This window comes from Plesiomonas sp. ZOR0011 (assembly GCF_000800945.1).
In the GTDB taxonomy this organism is placed as follows: Bacteria; Pseudomonadota; Gammaproteobacteria; order Enterobacterales; family CAMTGL01; genus Plesiomonas; species Plesiomonas shigelloides.
Genome location: NZ_JRKB01000009.1, coordinates 45,527 through 61,338, shown reverse-complemented (window position 1 = coordinate 61,338; position 15,812 = coordinate 45,527). Strand labels below are relative to the sequence as shown.

Sequence of the window (15,812 nt, the reverse complement as noted above, 5' to 3'; positions counted from 1 at the left end):
AGTCCTGAAGGGGGAAAGTGTGAAACCCGCCATGAAACCAGCTGAACGTCGTCGTGCACGCCAGTGTGCCGTGCAAGCCATCTATTCCTGGCAGATCTCCAAGAACGACGTCGCCGATGTAGAGTTACAGTTCCTGACGGATCAGGATATGAAAGGCACGGATATTGCCTATTTCCGCGATCTTCTGGTCGGCGTGGCCCTGCATCACGAAGAGTTGGATCGTGTAATGGCTCCACACCTTTCCCGTGCGATCGATGAGCTGGATCCTATTGAGCGCGCTATCCTGCGCCTGTCCGTGTATGAAATGACCAAGCGTCAAGACGTACCGTACAAAGTGGTGATCAACGAGTCGATTGAACTGGCCAAGATGTTCGGTGCAGAAGACAGTCACAAGTTTGTGAACGGTGTGCTGGACAAACTAGCCCCGCAGGTTCGTAAGTAATTCAAAAAAAGCCGGCATTGCCGGCTTTTTTTATCCCGCTGATTGATGATTGATTTATGTCTTGTGGTGAATTTGACCTGATTGCGCGTTATTTCACGCGTGACAGAGCTTCGCGTAAAGACGTGCAGCTCAGCATCGGCGATGATTGTGCGCTGATGACACTGGCAGAAAACCAGCAATTGGCTGTCAGTACCGATACGTTGGTGTGTGGTATCCATTTCCTACCGGATATTGATCCGGCGGATCTGGGCTATAAAGCACTGGCGGTGAATCTGAGTGATTTGGCGGCGATGGGGGCGACCCCAGCGTGGCTGTCATTGGCGATCACCTTACCCGAGGTGCAAGAGCCGTGGCTGGCTGAGTTCAGCCGTAGTATGTTTGAGCTGGCTGATTACTACAGTGTGCAGCTGGTGGGCGGTGATACCACCAAAGGCCCACTCAGCCTGACGCTGACCGTATTCGGTCAGGTGCCGTATGGCAAGGCGTTGACCCGCAGTGGCGCGCATCCGGGCGATTGGATTTATGTCACCGGTACGCCGGGCGACAGCGCTGCTGGATTGGCGATTTTGCAACAGCGCTTACAGGTGAGCGATCCTGAGACTCGCGCCTATCTGTTGCAGCGGCATTTACGCCCTAGCCCACGCATTTTAGTCGGCCAAGCATTGGCGGGCATTGCCTCTTCCTGTCTGGATTTATCCGACGGTCTGGCGTCAGATTTGCGCCATATCTTAAAACGCAGTCACTGCGGCGCGCGGGTCGAGCTGGATAAACTGCCGTACTCACCGGCGTTACGTAGCGTCACTGACCTTGAGCAAGCACAAGCGTGGGCGCTGGCGGGCGGTGAAGATTACGAGCTGTGCTTTACGGTGCCGGAAGTCAATCGCCTGCGTTTGGATACAGCGCTGGCGAATCTCGGCGTAAGCTATAGCTGTATCGGTCAGATCACGGCGCAAGATGGTCGTCTGGAGTTTATCCGTGATGGCGAAGTGCAAGCGCTCGATCTGCACGGTTTTGACCATTTCGGAGGCTGATGATGCGCGACGGGTTGGATAAAGTGTCGCTGCGTAATCCCGTGCATTTTTTGGCGCTGGGGTTTGGCAGTGGCTTATCGCCGGTAGTACCCGGCACCATGGGGACGCTGGCTGCGGTGCCGGTGTGGTGGTTGTTGGCGCATCTGAGCTTGCCGTGGTATTTGCTGGCCATCGTGCTGAGCTTTATCGTCGGGGTGTACCTGTGCGATAAAACTTCCCGCGACATGCAGGTGCATGACAGCGGCGCGATTGTCTGGGATGAGTTTGTCGGTCTGTTTATCACCATGTTGGCCTTGCCGGCAATGACGTGGCAGTGGGTGCTGACCGGCTTTGTGCTGTTCCGCTTTTTTGACATGGTCAAACCATGGCCTATCCGCTGGTTTGATCGCAAAGTGGATGGCGGCTTTGGCATCATGATTGATGATGTGATTGCAGGGATCATCGCCGCGGCCTGTTTATGGCTGGGTGCACAGTGGTGGGCGTAACTTAGGTGGGCCTAATAGCCGATTAGGGTATGCACGGCGGCAACACCACGACTAATGTTGATGACAATAAAAAACGGCGCGATAAGCGCCGTTTTTTATTCATGAGCGAGAGGCCGAAATTTATTTTTGCAGAGTAGCGCGCTGCGCTAAATACTCACGAACCTGACGCACAAAGCCGTCCGCATCCAGACCTAAGTCATGGCGAATTTCATCTTGAGAGCCTTGCGGAATGAAAAAGTCCGGCAGACCGAGGTTCAACACCGGCTTACACACACCCGCCGCCATCAAGGCTTCATTCACCGCGCTACCCGCACCGCCCATGATGGCGTTCTCTTCAACCGTCACCAGCACATCGTGCTCGGCGGCCAGTTGCAAGACCAGCGCAGTATCCAGCGGTTTAACAAAACGCATGTCGGCAACGCTGGCATTGAGCTCTTGCGCCGCGTCCATCACTTGCGGTAACAGCGTACCGAAGTTCAAGAATGCGATATGCGGTTGATTGATATCGGCAGAGGCGCTCATTTCCCGCAGTAATACCCCTTTACCCAACTCTAAGGCCGCCAGAGGCTCTAAGATCGCGCCAGTGCCGGTGCCACGCGGATAACGCACCGCCGATGGGCCTGAGTGCTGATAACCGGTGTACAGCATCTGCCGACACTCGTTCTCATCACTTGGCGTCATCACCACCAGATTTGGGATGCAGCGCAGGAATGACAGATCAAACGCGCCTTGGTGCGTCTGACCATCCGCGCCGACAATGCCGCCGCGGTCGATAGCAAACATTACCGGCAGATTTTGGATCGCCACGTCGTGGATCACCTGATCGTAGGCGCGTTGCAAGAAGCTGGAATAAATCGCAACCACCGGCTTATAGCCACCGATGGCTAAGCCGGCGGCAAAGGTGGCGGAGTGCTGTTCGGCAATCGCCACATCGAAATATTGTTTCGGGTACTCTTTTGAAAAGCGCACCATGCCGGAGCCTTCGCGCATCGCGGGGGTAATGCCGATCAGTTTCTGATCTTTGGCTGCGATTTCGCACAGCCAATCGCCAAAGATAGCAGAATAGCTTGGCAGACCGCCGCTGCTTTTCGGCAGGCTGTCTTGGGCCGGATCGAATTTAGGCACGCCATGATAGCCAATCGGATCTTTTTCCGCTGGCGCATAGCCTTTGCCTTTTTTGGTCATCACGTGCAGCAGCTGCGGGCCTTTCAGACCGCGCATATTTTTCAGCGTATGCACCAATTCATCGATGTTATGACCATCAATTGGGCCGATGTAGTTAAAGCCTAACTCTTCAAACAGCGTGCCTGGTACCACCATCCCTTTGATGTGCTCTTCGGTACGCTTAAGCAGCTCTTTGATTGGCGGCAGGCCAGACAGCACTTTCTTGCCACCTTCACGGATGCTGGAATACAGCGAGCCAGACAGCACGCGCGCCAGATGGTTATTCAGTGCGCCGACGTTTTCCGAAATTGACATCTCATTGTCATTTAAAATGACCAGCATGTCAGGATGGAGATCCCCTGCGTGGTTCATGGCTTCAAACGCCATACCCGCAGTCATGGCACCATCACCAATCACGGACACCACTTTACGCCCTTTGCCTTCGTATTCGGCGGCAATCGCCAAACCAAGACCTGCACTGATCGAGGTGGAGGAGTGGCCGACGGACAGCACATCAAACTCACTCTCTTCACGCCACGGGAACGGGTGCAGACCGCCTTTTTGGCGAATGGTCGGCATGCGATCACGGCGACCGGTCAGAATTTTATGCGGATAGGCTTGATGGCCGACATCCCAGATCAAGTGATCAAACGGGGTGTTGTAGACATAATGCAGCGCCACGGTCAGTTCGACCGTGCCGAGGCCAGACGCCAGATGACCACTGGTGCGGCTGACAGAGTTAAGCAGATATTCACGCAGCTCCGCGCACAGCTGTGGCAGGCTGTCTTTCGGCAACAGACGTAATTCTTCTGGCGTATTGGTCAGTGCCAGCATAGGGTATTTAGCGATATCAAGATTCATCACAAACTCGCGTTGCGCGTTAGGGTTTTATTTGTCGCGCTCAATGATGTAACTGGCCAGAGCTTCCAGTGCTTTAGTATTGTACGGCAGAGTCTGCAATGCGCCTAAAGCTTCTTGGTATAATTCCCGCGCTTTGGCTTTGGCTCCTTCAATACCCAGCAGGGCAGGATAGGTACTTTTGCCCAGTGTAAGGTCTGATCCTTGCTGTTTTCCGATCACGGCGGTATCGCCGATCACATCCAGAATGTCATCTTGCACCTGAAATGCCAGACCGATAGCGTTGGCATAGCGATCCAGTGCCGGTAACGCAGCAATACCGGCAGGGCCTGCCGCCAACGCGCCTAAACGCACGGCACAGCGGATCAATGCACCGGTCTTGTGGGCATGGATTTGCTCCAATTGCGCCAGCGAACAGGATTTGCCTTCGGCGGCCAAATCCAGCGCTTGGCCACCGCACATCCCAGCCACGCCGCTGGCCTGCGCCAGTTCGCGCACCTGTGCCAGTTGGATTGCCGCGCTCACCGGTTCGCGCTCACTGGTCAGTATAGTAAACGCCAGTGTTTGCAGCGCATCACCGGCCAAAATCGCCTGCGCTTCGCCAAAGCGAATGTGGCAGGTCGGCTGGCCACGGCGCAGATTGTCATCGTCCATCGCCGGCAGATCGTCATGGATCAGCGAATAGGCGTGGATACACTCGACCGCCGCCGCGGGTGCATCGAGCGCGTCTAGCGGCACAGCAAACAGCTGACCGGTGGCGTACACCAAAAATGGACGCAGGCGTTTCCCGCCCAGCAAAGCACCGTAATGCATGGCCTGCACCATCTCTTGCTCTTGCAAAGGCAAGGCGGACAGCGAGTGGCTCAGAACCTGATCGATGCGCTCCCGATAAAGGGAAGAGAGTTGTGCAAACAGTGTGCTCATGACTGGCTATCGGTTGGATAAGGGGTTAATTCGGCGTTCGGGTTGTCGCTGAGCAGGATTTGCACCCGTTGCTCTGCCTGAGCCAGCCGCTGCTGACCTTCCCGTGCCAATACAATACCACGTTCAAAGGCGGTCAGCGCCTCTTCCAGCGGTAAATCTCCCGTTTCCAGACGGGTCACGATTTGCTCCAATTCAGTGAGCGTGGAGGCAAAATCGGTGGTTTTTTTCGCAGCTCTGGCCATAGCAGGTAAAAACTTGGGAAATCAATGCCGCAAAAGTTACCCCAGCCGTGCCGTCCGGTCAAATCGGCGCAAAATGAAGTGTGCGATATAGAGCGCTTTTTTTTGATTTTGCTGTCAATGTTTTGCACTTGCTGCCGACACAGTGCTATGGGGACGCAAATACGCATTTTTATTGTCCCTTTTCGCATAAAACCCAGAACAAAAGGGGTTTGCGGCGCGTTTTTTGCTGTCTGCCGGCGTTTTATTTGTAAGAGGAATCAGTTGTGGATTTGGCAACACTTATCGGTCTGATTGTTTCATTCGCATTTATCATCTATGCCATGATCATGGGTGGCAACGGACTGGTGTATGTGGACATTCCTTCCGTCCTGATTGTGGTGGGGGGCAGTATTTTTGTCGTGATGATGAAATTTACCCTCAGCCAGTTCTGGGGCGCGGCCAAAATTGCCACCAAAGCTTTTTTCTATCGCTCAACCCGCGCGGATGATTTGATCATGCAGCTGGTGGCGCTGGCCGATGCGGCACGTAAGGGCGGCTTCTTGGCGCTGGAAGAGGTGGAAATTGACCACCCGTTTATGCGCAAAGCCGTCGACATGCTGGTGGATGGGCACGAGCAAGCTACCGTGCGCATGACTTTGTCGAAAGATCTGAATCTGACGCTGGAGCGCCATGAGCGCGGCGAGCAGATTTTCCGCGCCTTTGCCGATGTGGCGCCGGCGATGGGGATGATCGGTACCCTGATTGGTCTGGTGGCGATGCTGGCGAACATGTCCGATCCGAAATCTATTGGACCTGCGATGGCGGTGGCCTTGATCACCACCTTGTACGGGGCGCTGATTGCCAACATGATTGCCAACCCGATTGCCGATAAGCTGGCGCTGCGCCGCGATGAAGAGGCACTCAATCGCCGTCTGATTATCGATGGCGTGCTGGCTATCCAAGATGGCCTCAATCCACGGGTGATTGAGTCGTTACTGAAGAACTATCTGCATGAGTCCAAGCGTGAATTGATGAACGAGGCTGCCTGATGGACGAGCCGCGTAAAATTCCCCGTCGCACTGGAGGTGCGCCGGCTTACATGACCACCTTCGCCGATCTGATGACGCTGCTGTTATGCTTTTTCGTCCTTCTGTTGTCGTTTTCTGAGATGGATGTGGAGAAATACAAGCAGATCGCGGGTTCAGTGCGTAGCGCTTTCGGGGTACAAAATCGGTTAGATTTGAAAGATATTCCGAAGGGCACCAGCGTGGTGGCGCAGGAATACCGCCCTGGGCGTCCTGATCCGACGCCGGTGGAAGTGATCCAGCAGCAAACGGCGGATGTGACTTTGCCAACGTTGTATTTCCAGCCGGGCGATTCTGATCGCTCAGGGGCCAAAGTGCAGGTGGAAAAACAGCAGCAGGCGCATGAAGAGAATAAAGCCGCCTCCAAAGCGATGGATGAGGTCTATCAACGCTTGAAGCTGATGATGGAGCGTGAAAACCTCACCGGTGGGGTCGAGCTGGAGATGTTAGGCCAGCAGCTGTTGATCCGTATGAATGAAGGCGTGGCGTTTGCCGCTGGTTCAGCCTTTTTGCAGCCTAAATTCCGTCCGGTCGTGGCGGATATTACGGCGCTGCTGAACAGCGTGCCGGGGCAAATTCGCATTATCGGGCATACCGATGATCGCAATGTCGATACCACCTTGTTCCGCTCGGCGTGGGATTTGTCTGCTCAGCGTGCGGCTTCAATTGCTATCGAGATGGAGAAAAACGAGCATTTCAATCCAGTGCGTTTGGAAGTGATCGGGGTGGCCGATAGCGAGCCGCGTTTCCCCAATGATAGCGAAGAGCATCGTCGGCAAAACCGCCGCGTGGAGATTTTGGTGCTGCAGGGGAAACCGACCGAATCTGGCGGATTAGATATTCCGTCTAGCACGTCGCTGTCACCGGCAGCGCCGGTACCGGTGAGTCAGCCCGCTGCGCAGGCCACCACGTCAACAGGTACAACCGCAACAGGTACAGCGGTAACAGATAGCGCGTCAGCCGCGGATGCTACGCCGGCCAGTGAGCAGTCATTCTGAGTGAGTTACTTTTCAGTAAAACAGCCGTATTCGCTTTGCCGATACGGCTGTTTTTCTTTATCGCTTGCGCGCAGAATGGCTCAACAGTGAGACAGCATCTACGCTATTGTGTATAATCCGCGCCTTCGCGCACTCCTCTTAACCTCCACGTGTTACTGAAAGAATATGAAATTTATCGTCAAGCTTTTCCCGGAAATCATGATCAAAAGCGATTCAGTACGACTGCGCTTTGCCAAGATCTTGACCGGCAACATCCGTAACGTACTGAAAAAGTACGATGAAACGCTGGCTGTGGTACGTCATTGGGATCACATTGAAGTCCGCTCCAAAAACGACAGCGCGGAGAACCGTGCCCGTCTGTTGGACGGTCTGACGCAGACCCCAGGGATCCACCATATTCTGGAAGTCGAAGAGTGCGTGTATACCGATCTGCACGATATTTTCGAAAAGACACTGGCGGCCAACCGTGAACTGCTGGAAGGCAAAACGTTCTGTGTGCGTGCTAAGCGCCGTGGTAAGCAGAGCTTCAACTCACAAGACGTTGAACGTTATGTGGGCGGCGGTCTGAACCAGCATATCGAAACCGCGTCAGTAAACCTGACCAATCCACAAGTGACCGTGCGTCTGGAAGTGGAAGATGATCGTCTGCGTTTGGTGAAAGCACGCCATGAAGGTTTGGGCGGCTACCCAATCGGTACGCAGGAAGATGTGCTGTCACTGGTTTCTGGTGGTTTTGATTCCGGCGTATCGAGCTATATGCTGATCCGCCGTGGTTGCCGCGTGCACTACTGCTTCTTCAATCTGGGTGGCTCGGCGCACGAGATTGGTGTGAAGCAAGTATCCCATTATATCTGGAACCGTTTTGGCTCTTCGCACAAAGTCCGTTTCTGTGCCATCAACTTTGAACCGGTTGTCGGTGAGATTCTGGAAAAAGTTGAAGACGGCCAGATGGGCGTGATCTTAAAGCGCATGATGATGCGTGCTGCATCAGCGGTGGCGGAGAAATTCGGCATTCAGGCGCTGGTGACTGGTGAAGCGCTGGGTCAGGTTTCGAGCCAGACCCTGACTAACTTGCGTCTGATTGATAACGTGACTGACACCCTGATCCTGCGCCCTTTGATCTCCCATGACAAAGAGCACATCATCCGTTTGGCGCGTCAAATCGGTACCGAAGATTTTGCTAAGACCATGCCAGAGTTCTGCGGTGTGATCTCCAAGAGCCCAACCGTGAAAGCGGTGAAATCTAAGATTGAAGAAGAAGAGAGCAAATTCAACTTCGCTATTTTGGATGACGTGATTGAAAACGCGCAGTACATGGATATCCGCGATATCGCTGAGCAAGCCAAAGAGCAAATTCCAGAAGTGGAAACCGTGGCGGAGTTCGGTGCTAACGAAGTGATCTTGGATATCCGCTCGCCTGAAGAGGAAGAGGAAAAGCCGCTGGTACTGGAAGGCGTGACCGTCACCTGCATGCCGTTCTACAAGCTGTCGACCCAATTCGATACGCTGGATCAGTCTAAGACTTATCTGCTGTTCTGCGAGCGTGGCGTGATGAGCAAGCTGCAGGCACTGTATCTGCGCGAGAAAGGCTTCACGAACGTGAAAGTGTATCGCCCATAATTAGCTTGTAAGCGAGTGAAGAAAAACCACCTACGATAAGCATCGCTAGGTGGTTTTTTTATGGCGAGGATTTAGCTTTGCGGCCTTATGCCGAGGTTGACGGTTTAGTCAGCGTAGTTGTAAATGCCCGGCGGCAGTACCAGCTCGTCCGCCACTTGCGCCGCGGTTTCTTTACCGCACAAGGTATCGATGATTTTCAGGGCAAAATCAATCGAGGTCGCGGGGCCTTGGCTGGTGATCAGATTAAACCGTGGATCGACCGTCACGCGCTTATTGATGCGGTGCTCTTCGGGGATGTCGGTCAACAGGCTGGGATAGCAGGTCATGTTGCTGTCAGCAAACAGGCCGCGCGCCTGTAAAAACAGCACCGGAGTGGCGCAGATAGCGGCCACCCAACGGCCTTCCAAATGCATCTGACGCACTTTTTCGGTCAGCAATTCGCTGCGAGCAAAGTATTCCGCACCGCCAAGACCGCCCGGTAAGACAATCATATCGAACGGCTGATCGGCCACATCGATTAACGCAGCATCGGCCAGCAACGTTGTTCCTCGTGAGCAGGTGACGGGCAGTGCGCCATCACCATCGACGCTAGCTAAGGTAGTACGGATGCCGGCTCGCGCCAGCAGGTTGAGGACGGTCACCGCTTCCAGCTCTTCCGAGCCAGGGGCGATACAGACCAGTGCCGTGGCGCGGTGTTCAGCGTTTGGCATGGGCAGACTCCAATTGTTTGATGGCCGCATACAGGGCCTGATGATGCGGGACAGCAAGACCATGTGCTTGCGCCCGACGAATTAAGTATCCGGTAATATAGTCAATTTCGCTCGCTCTTTGCAGAGTAATATCCTGATGCATCGAGGAAAAGTTCTCTGCTGTCGTCTGAATCACCTGATTGACCCCAGCCAGCAGCTGCTCAGCACTGACTACGATACCTTCGGCATTCATCACCGCCGCGGTTTCGCCGCATAAGGCCTGCAGTTCGGCTTGCAGTGACAGCAGTGCGCCATTGCGACATTGCCGCAGCGCAGTCAGTGGATTGATTGCACAGTTCACCGCCAGTTTGTGCCACAGCCGTGGCCGGATATCGGTATGTGCAGTGACGGGCGGGAACGCTGCATTGAGCACATCGGTAATAGCGTCAAGCCGAGTTTGTCCGGCGGCATTGAGCGCACCGAGATGGGTTTCGCCGTAGCCGGTATGGCGTACACTGTGGGGCGCATAGCGCAGCGCGCCATGGCTGGTGATCCCTTGTAGCAGCGGTTGCTGAATCTGCGCCAGTTGTGGCTCGCTTAAGCTGCCCATGCCGTTATGCAGCAAGACGATCGCGCAGCTTGTTGAGAGCTTGTCGAGCATCGGTAACAGTGCTGGCGCAACGTCGCCGGCTTTGAGCGTCACCAGTAAGCAATCACTGCTGGCCAGATGGTGCGGGTCATTGCATGGCAGCTGATACTGGCGTTCTTGGCCTGAGGCGCTGTCTGGCTTGCTTGGCGGCTGCAGAGTAAAGCGCACCGGCGCTGCCTCGGCGCTGCGTTGCCAGCCTTGCACGGCATGCTCCTTAGTATGATTCTTAGCCTGCAAGTAGCCTAGCCATAGCTGGCCGACGGCACCACATCCCAGTACGGTAATTTTCATCATCTTTTCCCGTCGTTCCTGACTTTCTGCTATTATGCCCGCCATTGTTGAGTTGACAGAAGAGAGAGTCGTCATGCCTTCTTTTGATATTGTCTCTGAAATTGATATGCAGGAAGTTCGTAACGCGGTAAACAATGCCAACAAGGCACTGGAAAGCCGTTATGATTTTCGTAACGTAACTGCCAGCATCGAGATGAACGAAAAAAATCAGACCATCAAAGTTGCGACCGAGTCAGATTTCCAGATTGAGCAACTGATGGACATCCTGCGCAGTGCGCTGGTTAAGCGTGAGATCCAAAATGGCGCGCTGGAAGAGCCAGATAGCTGTGAGCATAGCGGTAAAACCTTCAGTAAAGAAGTGAAGCTCAAGCAGGGTATCGAAACTGACATGGCCAAGAAGCTGGTGAAGCTGATTAAAGACTCCAAGCTGAAGGTTCAAGCGCAGATTCAAGGCGAGCAAGTTCGTGTGACCGGTAAGTCACGTGACGATCTGCAAGCGGTGATGGCACTGGTACGTGGCGCTGATCTGGGTCAGCCATTCCAGTTCAATAACTTCCGCGACTAATCACGCTTTGTTGCCTGCATAATCATCTCTCGGCGCGCTGCGGTGCTTAGCATTCACGGTGTACTGGTGGAGATAAGTGCGGGCACATAAAACGCGCATAAAAAAACGGACACCTTGGTGTCCGTTTTTTGTTGTAACCCGTCAGCGTTATCAGAAGTTGTACTTGATGGAGTACACCATCGCGTTCTGATAGGCTTCGCTACCCAGTTTCTTGTCCGCATAACGGTACTGGATACCGGTAGTGATACTTGGGGTTGGATGCCACCAAACAGCGGCTGCGCCGTTCAGACCATCTTTACCGCCATTGCCGTATGCTTCGTCACGGGCAAATTCATATTCGTTCCAGTTGGTGAAGCTGAACTTCTGGCCAGCCACTTGGAAGTCATAACCCAGAACCCAACCGAACATGTAGCCGTTGCTACCTTCGAAGAATTTATTGTGGGTGTAGTTAGCGGCCAGGAATGGTTTTGCCCACACCGGACCTACGTTGAAGTTATAACCGATACCGTAGATCAGGTTATTTTCATAGAAGCTGTTTGACGTGGTGTTGTAGTAGTGACCGTACAGGTTAAAGCCTGAGTCGCCCAGGTAGTAACGCACGGTGCCTTTAGCTGCGATACGCATACCATCGTTACGATCCCACTCGCGAGTCGGGTTTTCCAGATCGAAGAAGCCGTACACCTCACCCCAGTTGTAACCGGCGCCGCCTTCCAGCTCCAGATATGGGAAGTCTTTTTTGCTAGGATTTGTATCTTTGGTTGTACGGCTGCTCCAGTCGAGGTAGTTCGCACTTACGTTAGCAAAACTGTAGATAGGCTCGGCCTGAACAGAGGTAGCGGTCAGGGCAGCAAGTGCAGATAAACAGGCAAGACGTTTGTACATGAATACCTCAGAAAACGACAACGGGTAATGAAATAAAGTGTTACATCTCGGTGCAACAGGGCGCACATAATAAAAGCACTTCCCGTTCAGGGGAAGTGCCATAGTGAGAGCTCTCGCAGATTTTACAGGATATTGCGCAATCGATTTAGTTATTTGTGACTTGAATCACTCGCTGACGCGCCGTGGTCGGTGGTGAGGGCAGAAAATCGTTTGCCTACATACAACAGCAGGACTAATCCCGGCACCACCATCAGTGAGGTGCAAATGAAAAATAGCGTCCAGTTGCCGTGTAACATGTCCACCATTTGTCCGCTAAATGACGAGAGTGTGGTGCGCCCCAGATTCCCCAGTGATGACAGCAAGGCATATTGGGTGGCCGAGAAGGCGCGTCCACTGAGCCAGCTTAGAAACGAGACAAACGCTACCGAGGAAAAGGCAGTGGTAAAGTTATCCACGATAATGGTGGCGGCAAACAGATGCTCATTCGGCCCGACGCTGGCAATCCATGCAAACATCAGGTTACTGCCGGCCATGGCAATTCCGCCGATCAGCAGCCCACGCACAATCCCGAAACGCACGTTCAGCATGCTACCCATCAGGGTAAACACCACGGTGGCAAACCAGCCAATCAGCTTGGAATACTCGGCAATTTGCTGGTTGCTAAAGCCGATTTCTTTATAAAAGGTGATCGACATGCGGCCTAAAAAGGCTTCACCAATCTTGAACAAAAACACAAAGCTTAAGATAGACAGCGCCAATGATGCGCCGTTACGGCGGAAAAACTCGGCAAACGGCTCAACCACGGTGACTGCCAGCCAAGTGACTAGCTTACTGTTATGCAAATAGCGCGAGTAATGGGCTTCGGCTTCGGCTTGTAATTCATCACGCCCGGTTTGGGGTTCACGGATCACTAAAACCCCCAGCAGCCAGCAGGCGCTGATGGCGCCCATGCCTAAAAATACGTGTTGCCAGCCGTATTGATCGGCAAAGTGAAATGCCAGATAGCCAGGTAGTGAATAGCCAGTCCACCAACCGATCACCGCCATCGCCGAGCCTTGCGGTAGCATCTCTTTGTCTTGCGACAGAATATCAATCCGGTAGCCATCAATGGCGATATCTTGCGTGGAAGAGGCCACCGCAATGGTAAAGGCCAGCAATGTTGTCCACAGCAGTGAATCGGCCGGATTGGTAAAGCCAACCGCCACCGTCGCCAGCAGGATGAAAATCTGCATCAACACAATCCAGCTACGGCGTTGACCCAAACGGGCATGCAGCCACGGCAGGCGCACTCGGTCAATCAACGGTGCCCAGATAAAGTGGATGGCGTAGACGATAAAAATCGAACCAAAAAAACCGATGGTGGCGCGGGAGATACCGGCATCTTTCAGCCAGCCGCTCATACTGGAGCCGATCAGCACCCAGGGAAAACCACTGGCGCATCCCAGCAGAAAAATCCACCACAGCCGGATGTCAGCGTAACTGCGAAGGGTGCTTCGCAGACTTGAAGGAGAGGCTCGCATGCGCCTGTTACTCCGTGTGAAATTCAAAACAGCCACGATGCTATCAGGTAGGGGCGGCGGATGCATCCGTCAGATAGGGCAAACCATACGGAGAGTAGCGATAAACCACGCCCTCTAGCGGTTAAATGGGGCTGGATTGCGCGGCATGGGGTTGAGTCAGCCGAGCTTTGATTTACGGACGCGTGCCACGAATAAAAACACCGGTACTGGTCGGATGCTGGTTGAGTAAGGCTTGGCAGGTATGCAGGCGCTGGCGTAAAAAGCGATTGCCGCGTAGCTCATGCAGTGGGGTCGATTCGAGTAACGCTAAGGTATACCAGAAGGCATGTTCGGTGGGGGATAACGGGATGTCGTCGGTAAGCTCGCGTCCCCACCAGTGGTGCAGGATCTCATCGCGCAGCAATTGCAATGTCTCTGGCTGCGGCGTGCCATGTAAAATCAGGCGCAGGTGTTCGGCCAGAGCGTCTTGATACAGGGCGACAAATTCGGCGGCAGAGGCTGGCATGGTTCGCTCCTTTATCTTTGTTATATTTTGTTGTGCTGTCGCGCGACAGAAAAATACAGCAGAAGGACAGCCTTAATACTGGCCTTCTGCTGACAGGTTTAGCGCGTCACGCTGACTTTTTCAATCACAATCGGCGTGACCGGCACATCGGCCATCCCACCGGCATTGCGCGTTGGAACGGCAGCCATTTTCTCGACCACATCCATCCCGCGGATCACTTTACCAAACACCGCATAACCCGGACGGCCAGGGGTGTTATCCAGCATGGTGTTGTTGCTGATGTTGATATAGAACTGGCGGGTGGCTGAATCTGGATCGGAGGTGCGCGCCATGGCGATACTGCCATAACGGTTGGATAAGCCATTGGCCGACTCATTTTTCACTGGCGCATACTCAGGGCGTGGGCGCAGATCAGCATCCAGTCCGCCGCCTTGCACCACAAAGCCTGGGATCACGCGATGAAACTGGGTGCCGACATAGCTGCCGTCATCCACATAGCGCAGGAAATTGGCGACAGTTTGCGGCGCGGCTTGTGGATCGAGCTCAATTGCAATCTCACCTTGTGAGGTTTGCAGGGTCACCACTGGCGCTGCAGGCGCCGCGAACAGCGCGCTGCTCCAGCACACGAGCAAGGTGGCAGCAATAGACATTAAACGACGCATCATTGGCTCCTATCAGCTGTTCTGACGGATATAGGTATTGATACTGTCATCCTGCGCCATATCGCTGATCACAGATTTCAGTACTTCGTTCAGCGCTTTGCTGATGTCTTCGTTCTTCGCCCCTAACGGCCCTTGAACGTTATAGGTTGCGCGGTACTCTTTCACCATCTCACCTTTTGGCGTACGCGTGATTACGCGAATTTTGGCCTTAGTGGTGATGTTGTGACGCAGGTTGCCTTCAGTCACATCGGCATAGATTTCAATAGGGATAATTTCCAGAGTGGCTTGACCGGTGGTACCCAGCATGTAGCCGCGTTTTTGCATCTGCTTTTCCAGCACTTCTTGCATCAAAAAACGCAGGTCGCGGGATGCGTACAGCGGCTCAGGTTTACCTTCGCCACGGCGTACCATCGCCACGTAAGGCTGTGGACGTTGATCCGAGCTGCTGATGGCAATCGTAGCACCCATCAGGGTTGGGTCTTGGTGTGGCAACGCAATCGGTGGATTGACGGCAACGGTATTGCTAGGTTGGCTGACACAGCCGGCCAGAGACAGGACGGCCAGTAATGGCAGGAGAAATTTTTTCATTGTGCGCACAATCCTTTAGCCTAAAAACTTTATATAAACGTGTCGAGACGTTGATGCTTTAAGAGGCAGCATAATAAACAACCCGCGATCGGGGTAAAAGAGCAAAACGGCAATATTTTCCGCTCCAGTCGCAAGTCGCATGACGGTCTGCGGCCAGTTTCACTCTTACCATGAAACGCGTGTCATCTGATGGGCGAGGTGCGCCGTAATTTGCGCAATGTAAAGGGCGTAAAAAATCGGAAGATATAGCACGCGCACCAGACACGTTAGAACTTGTCGGCGCGTAACACGCGTACCTCAGATAGCCACTGCACCAAGGCGTAATCTTGCCCGAACTCTTGCATGATCTCCGTGGCCAGCGCTTCTGCGGTAGCGGTAGCGGTGAGCAATTCAAGCTGAATGTTCTCGTTGGCATCAAAGCTGCCGCGTTTTTCACCGTGATCGCCTTTACCGCGCGCCGCCACAATGGTCCATCCGCGGATCTGGCGGCGGTTAAACAGATCGACCAGATCGTTTTCCAAGATGGCCTCGGTCACGATGGTCAGCAAGGTGCGGGTATGAAACTGCATGTACACTCCTTTATATATGGGCGTAGCTTATATGGGTAGCGTATGGGTGTAGCGTTGATTGCAT

General features: G+C 53.8%; 18 protein-coding genes. 7 read left to right on the top strand and 11 right to left on the bottom strand.

Annotated features, from left to right (window positions below; genetic code table 11):
- Window positions 1-31: 31 nt before the first annotated feature.
- The 3 genes from nusB to pgpA are packed head-to-tail and all read left to right on the top strand — an operon-like array spanning window position 32 to window position 1,958.
- Window positions 32-442 (top strand): transcription antitermination factor NusB, encoded by a 411-nt coding sequence (gene nusB, locus L975_RS00710; protein WP_010864315.1) that lies wholly within the window; start codon window positions 32-34, stop codon window positions 440-442.
- A gap of 56 nt (window positions 443-498) precedes the next feature.
- The gene (gene thiL / locus L975_RS00705) at window positions 499-1,473 is read left to right on the top strand and encodes a thiamine-phosphate kinase (protein ID WP_010864314.1); all 975 of its coding nucleotides are present in this window, start codon (window positions 499-501) and stop codon (window positions 1,471-1,473) included.
- Complete coding sequence (gene pgpA, locus L975_RS00700; protein ID WP_177326612.1) at window positions 1,470-1,958, top strand: phosphatidylglycerophosphatase A; 489 nt, start codon at window positions 1,470-1,472, stop codon at window positions 1,956-1,958. Before thiL ends, pgpA begins: the two co-directional genes overlap by 4 nt.
- Window positions 1,959-2,078: 120 nt before the next feature.
- Here pgpA and dxs read toward each other — a convergent pair whose 3' ends face one another.
- From dxs to xseB, 3 genes are read right to left on the bottom strand one after another with little or no spacing between them, the layout of a single operon-like run.
- On the bottom strand, window positions 2,079-3,983 hold the full coding sequence (gene dxs, locus L975_RS00695) for a 1-deoxy-D-xylulose-5-phosphate synthase (RefSeq protein WP_047706656.1): 1,905 nt from the start codon (window positions 3,981-3,983) through the stop codon (window positions 2,079-2,081).
- Between the two features lie 27 nt (window positions 3,984-4,010).
- Window positions 4,011-4,904 carry a (2E,6E)-farnesyl diphosphate synthase gene (ispA, locus tag L975_RS00690; protein WP_047706654.1) on the bottom strand — a complete coding sequence of 298 codons (894 nt, stop codon included), beginning with the start codon at window positions 4,902-4,904 and terminating at the stop codon, window positions 4,011-4,013.
- A complete protein-coding gene (xseB, locus tag L975_RS00685; RefSeq protein ID WP_010864310.1) occupies window positions 4,901-5,146 on the bottom strand; it encodes an exodeoxyribonuclease VII small subunit in 246 nt (81 codons plus the stop codon). Before xseB ends, ispA begins: the two co-directional genes overlap by 4 nt.
- A gap of 263 nt (window positions 5,147-5,409) precedes the next feature.
- Here xseB and pomA point away from each other — a divergent pair, with 263 nt between their 5' ends.
- The 3 genes from pomA to thiI all read left to right on the top strand — a co-directional run bounded on the left by pomA (window position 5,410) and on the right by thiI (window position 8,828).
- Window positions 5,410-6,174 (top strand): flagellar motor protein PomA, encoded by a 765-nt coding sequence (pomA, locus tag L975_RS00680; RefSeq protein ID WP_010864309.1) that lies wholly within the window; start codon window positions 5,410-5,412, stop codon window positions 6,172-6,174.
- Window positions 6,174-7,208, top strand: coding sequence for a MotB family protein (locus tag L975_RS00675; protein WP_072032993.1), 1,035 nt, complete (start codon window positions 6,174-6,176; stop codon window positions 7,206-7,208). The genes pomA and L975_RS00675 overlap by 1 nt, the downstream gene beginning before the upstream one ends.
- Window positions 7,209-7,373: 165 nt before the next feature.
- The gene (gene thiI / locus L975_RS00670; RefSeq protein ID WP_047706652.1) at window positions 7,374-8,828 is read left to right on the top strand and encodes a tRNA uracil 4-sulfurtransferase ThiI; all 1,455 of its coding nucleotides are present in this window, start codon (window positions 7,374-7,376) and stop codon (window positions 8,826-8,828) included.
- A gap of 104 nt (window positions 8,829-8,932) precedes the next feature.
- On the opposite strand, the gene yajL is transcribed toward thiI, so the two are convergent.
- Both yajL and L975_RS00660 read right to left on the bottom strand, forming a co-directional pair.
- The gene (yajL, locus tag L975_RS00665) at window positions 8,933-9,538 is read right to left on the bottom strand and encodes a protein deglycase YajL (RefSeq protein WP_010864306.1); all 606 of its coding nucleotides are present in this window, start codon (window positions 9,536-9,538) and stop codon (window positions 8,933-8,935) included.
- The gene (locus L975_RS00660; RefSeq protein ID WP_230400757.1) at window positions 9,525-10,460 is read right to left on the bottom strand and encodes a ketopantoate reductase family protein; all 936 of its coding nucleotides are present in this window, start codon (window positions 10,458-10,460) and stop codon (window positions 9,525-9,527) included. Before L975_RS00660 ends, yajL begins: the two co-directional genes overlap by 14 nt.
- Window positions 10,461-10,530: 70 nt before the next feature.
- Here L975_RS00660 and L975_RS00655 point away from each other — a divergent pair, with 70 nt between their 5' ends.
- On the top strand, window positions 10,531-11,022 hold the full coding sequence (locus tag L975_RS00655) for a YajQ family cyclic di-GMP-binding protein (protein WP_010864304.1): 492 nt from the start codon (window positions 10,531-10,533) through the stop codon (window positions 11,020-11,022).
- Between the two features lie 150 nt (window positions 11,023-11,172).
- Here the strand turns inward: L975_RS00655 and L975_RS00650 are convergent, their stop codons facing one another.
- The 6 genes from L975_RS00650 to L975_RS00625 all read right to left on the bottom strand — a co-directional run bounded on the left by L975_RS00650 (window position 11,173) and on the right by L975_RS00625 (window position 15,748).
- Window positions 11,173-11,904: an outer membrane protein OmpK gene (locus L975_RS00650; RefSeq protein ID WP_047706650.1), complete on the bottom strand. Its 732-nt coding sequence runs from the start codon at window positions 11,902-11,904 to the stop codon at window positions 11,173-11,175.
- Between the two features lie 149 nt (window positions 11,905-12,053).
- Window positions 12,054-13,424 (bottom strand): MFS transporter, encoded by a 1,371-nt coding sequence (locus L975_RS00645; RefSeq protein ID WP_052181180.1) that lies wholly within the window; start codon window positions 13,422-13,424, stop codon window positions 12,054-12,056.
- Between the two features lie 172 nt (window positions 13,425-13,596).
- On the bottom strand, window positions 13,597-13,929 hold the full coding sequence (locus tag L975_RS00640; protein ID WP_047706649.1) for a hypothetical protein: 333 nt from the start codon (window positions 13,927-13,929) through the stop codon (window positions 13,597-13,599).
- A gap of 98 nt (window positions 13,930-14,027) precedes the next feature.
- Window positions 14,028-14,594, bottom strand: a complete 567-nt coding sequence (locus L975_RS00635) for a peptidylprolyl isomerase (protein ID WP_039045516.1) — start codon at window positions 14,592-14,594, stop codon at window positions 14,028-14,030.
- A gap of 9 nt (window positions 14,595-14,603) precedes the next feature.
- Window positions 14,604-15,179: a YajG family lipoprotein gene (locus L975_RS00630; protein ID WP_010864299.1), complete on the bottom strand. Its 576-nt coding sequence runs from the start codon at window positions 15,177-15,179 to the stop codon at window positions 14,604-14,606.
- A gap of 266 nt (window positions 15,180-15,445) precedes the next feature.
- Window positions 15,446-15,748 (bottom strand): hypothetical protein, encoded by a 303-nt coding sequence (locus L975_RS00625; RefSeq protein WP_047706647.1) that lies wholly within the window; start codon window positions 15,746-15,748, stop codon window positions 15,446-15,448.
- Window positions 15,749-15,812 lie beyond the last annotated feature (64 nt).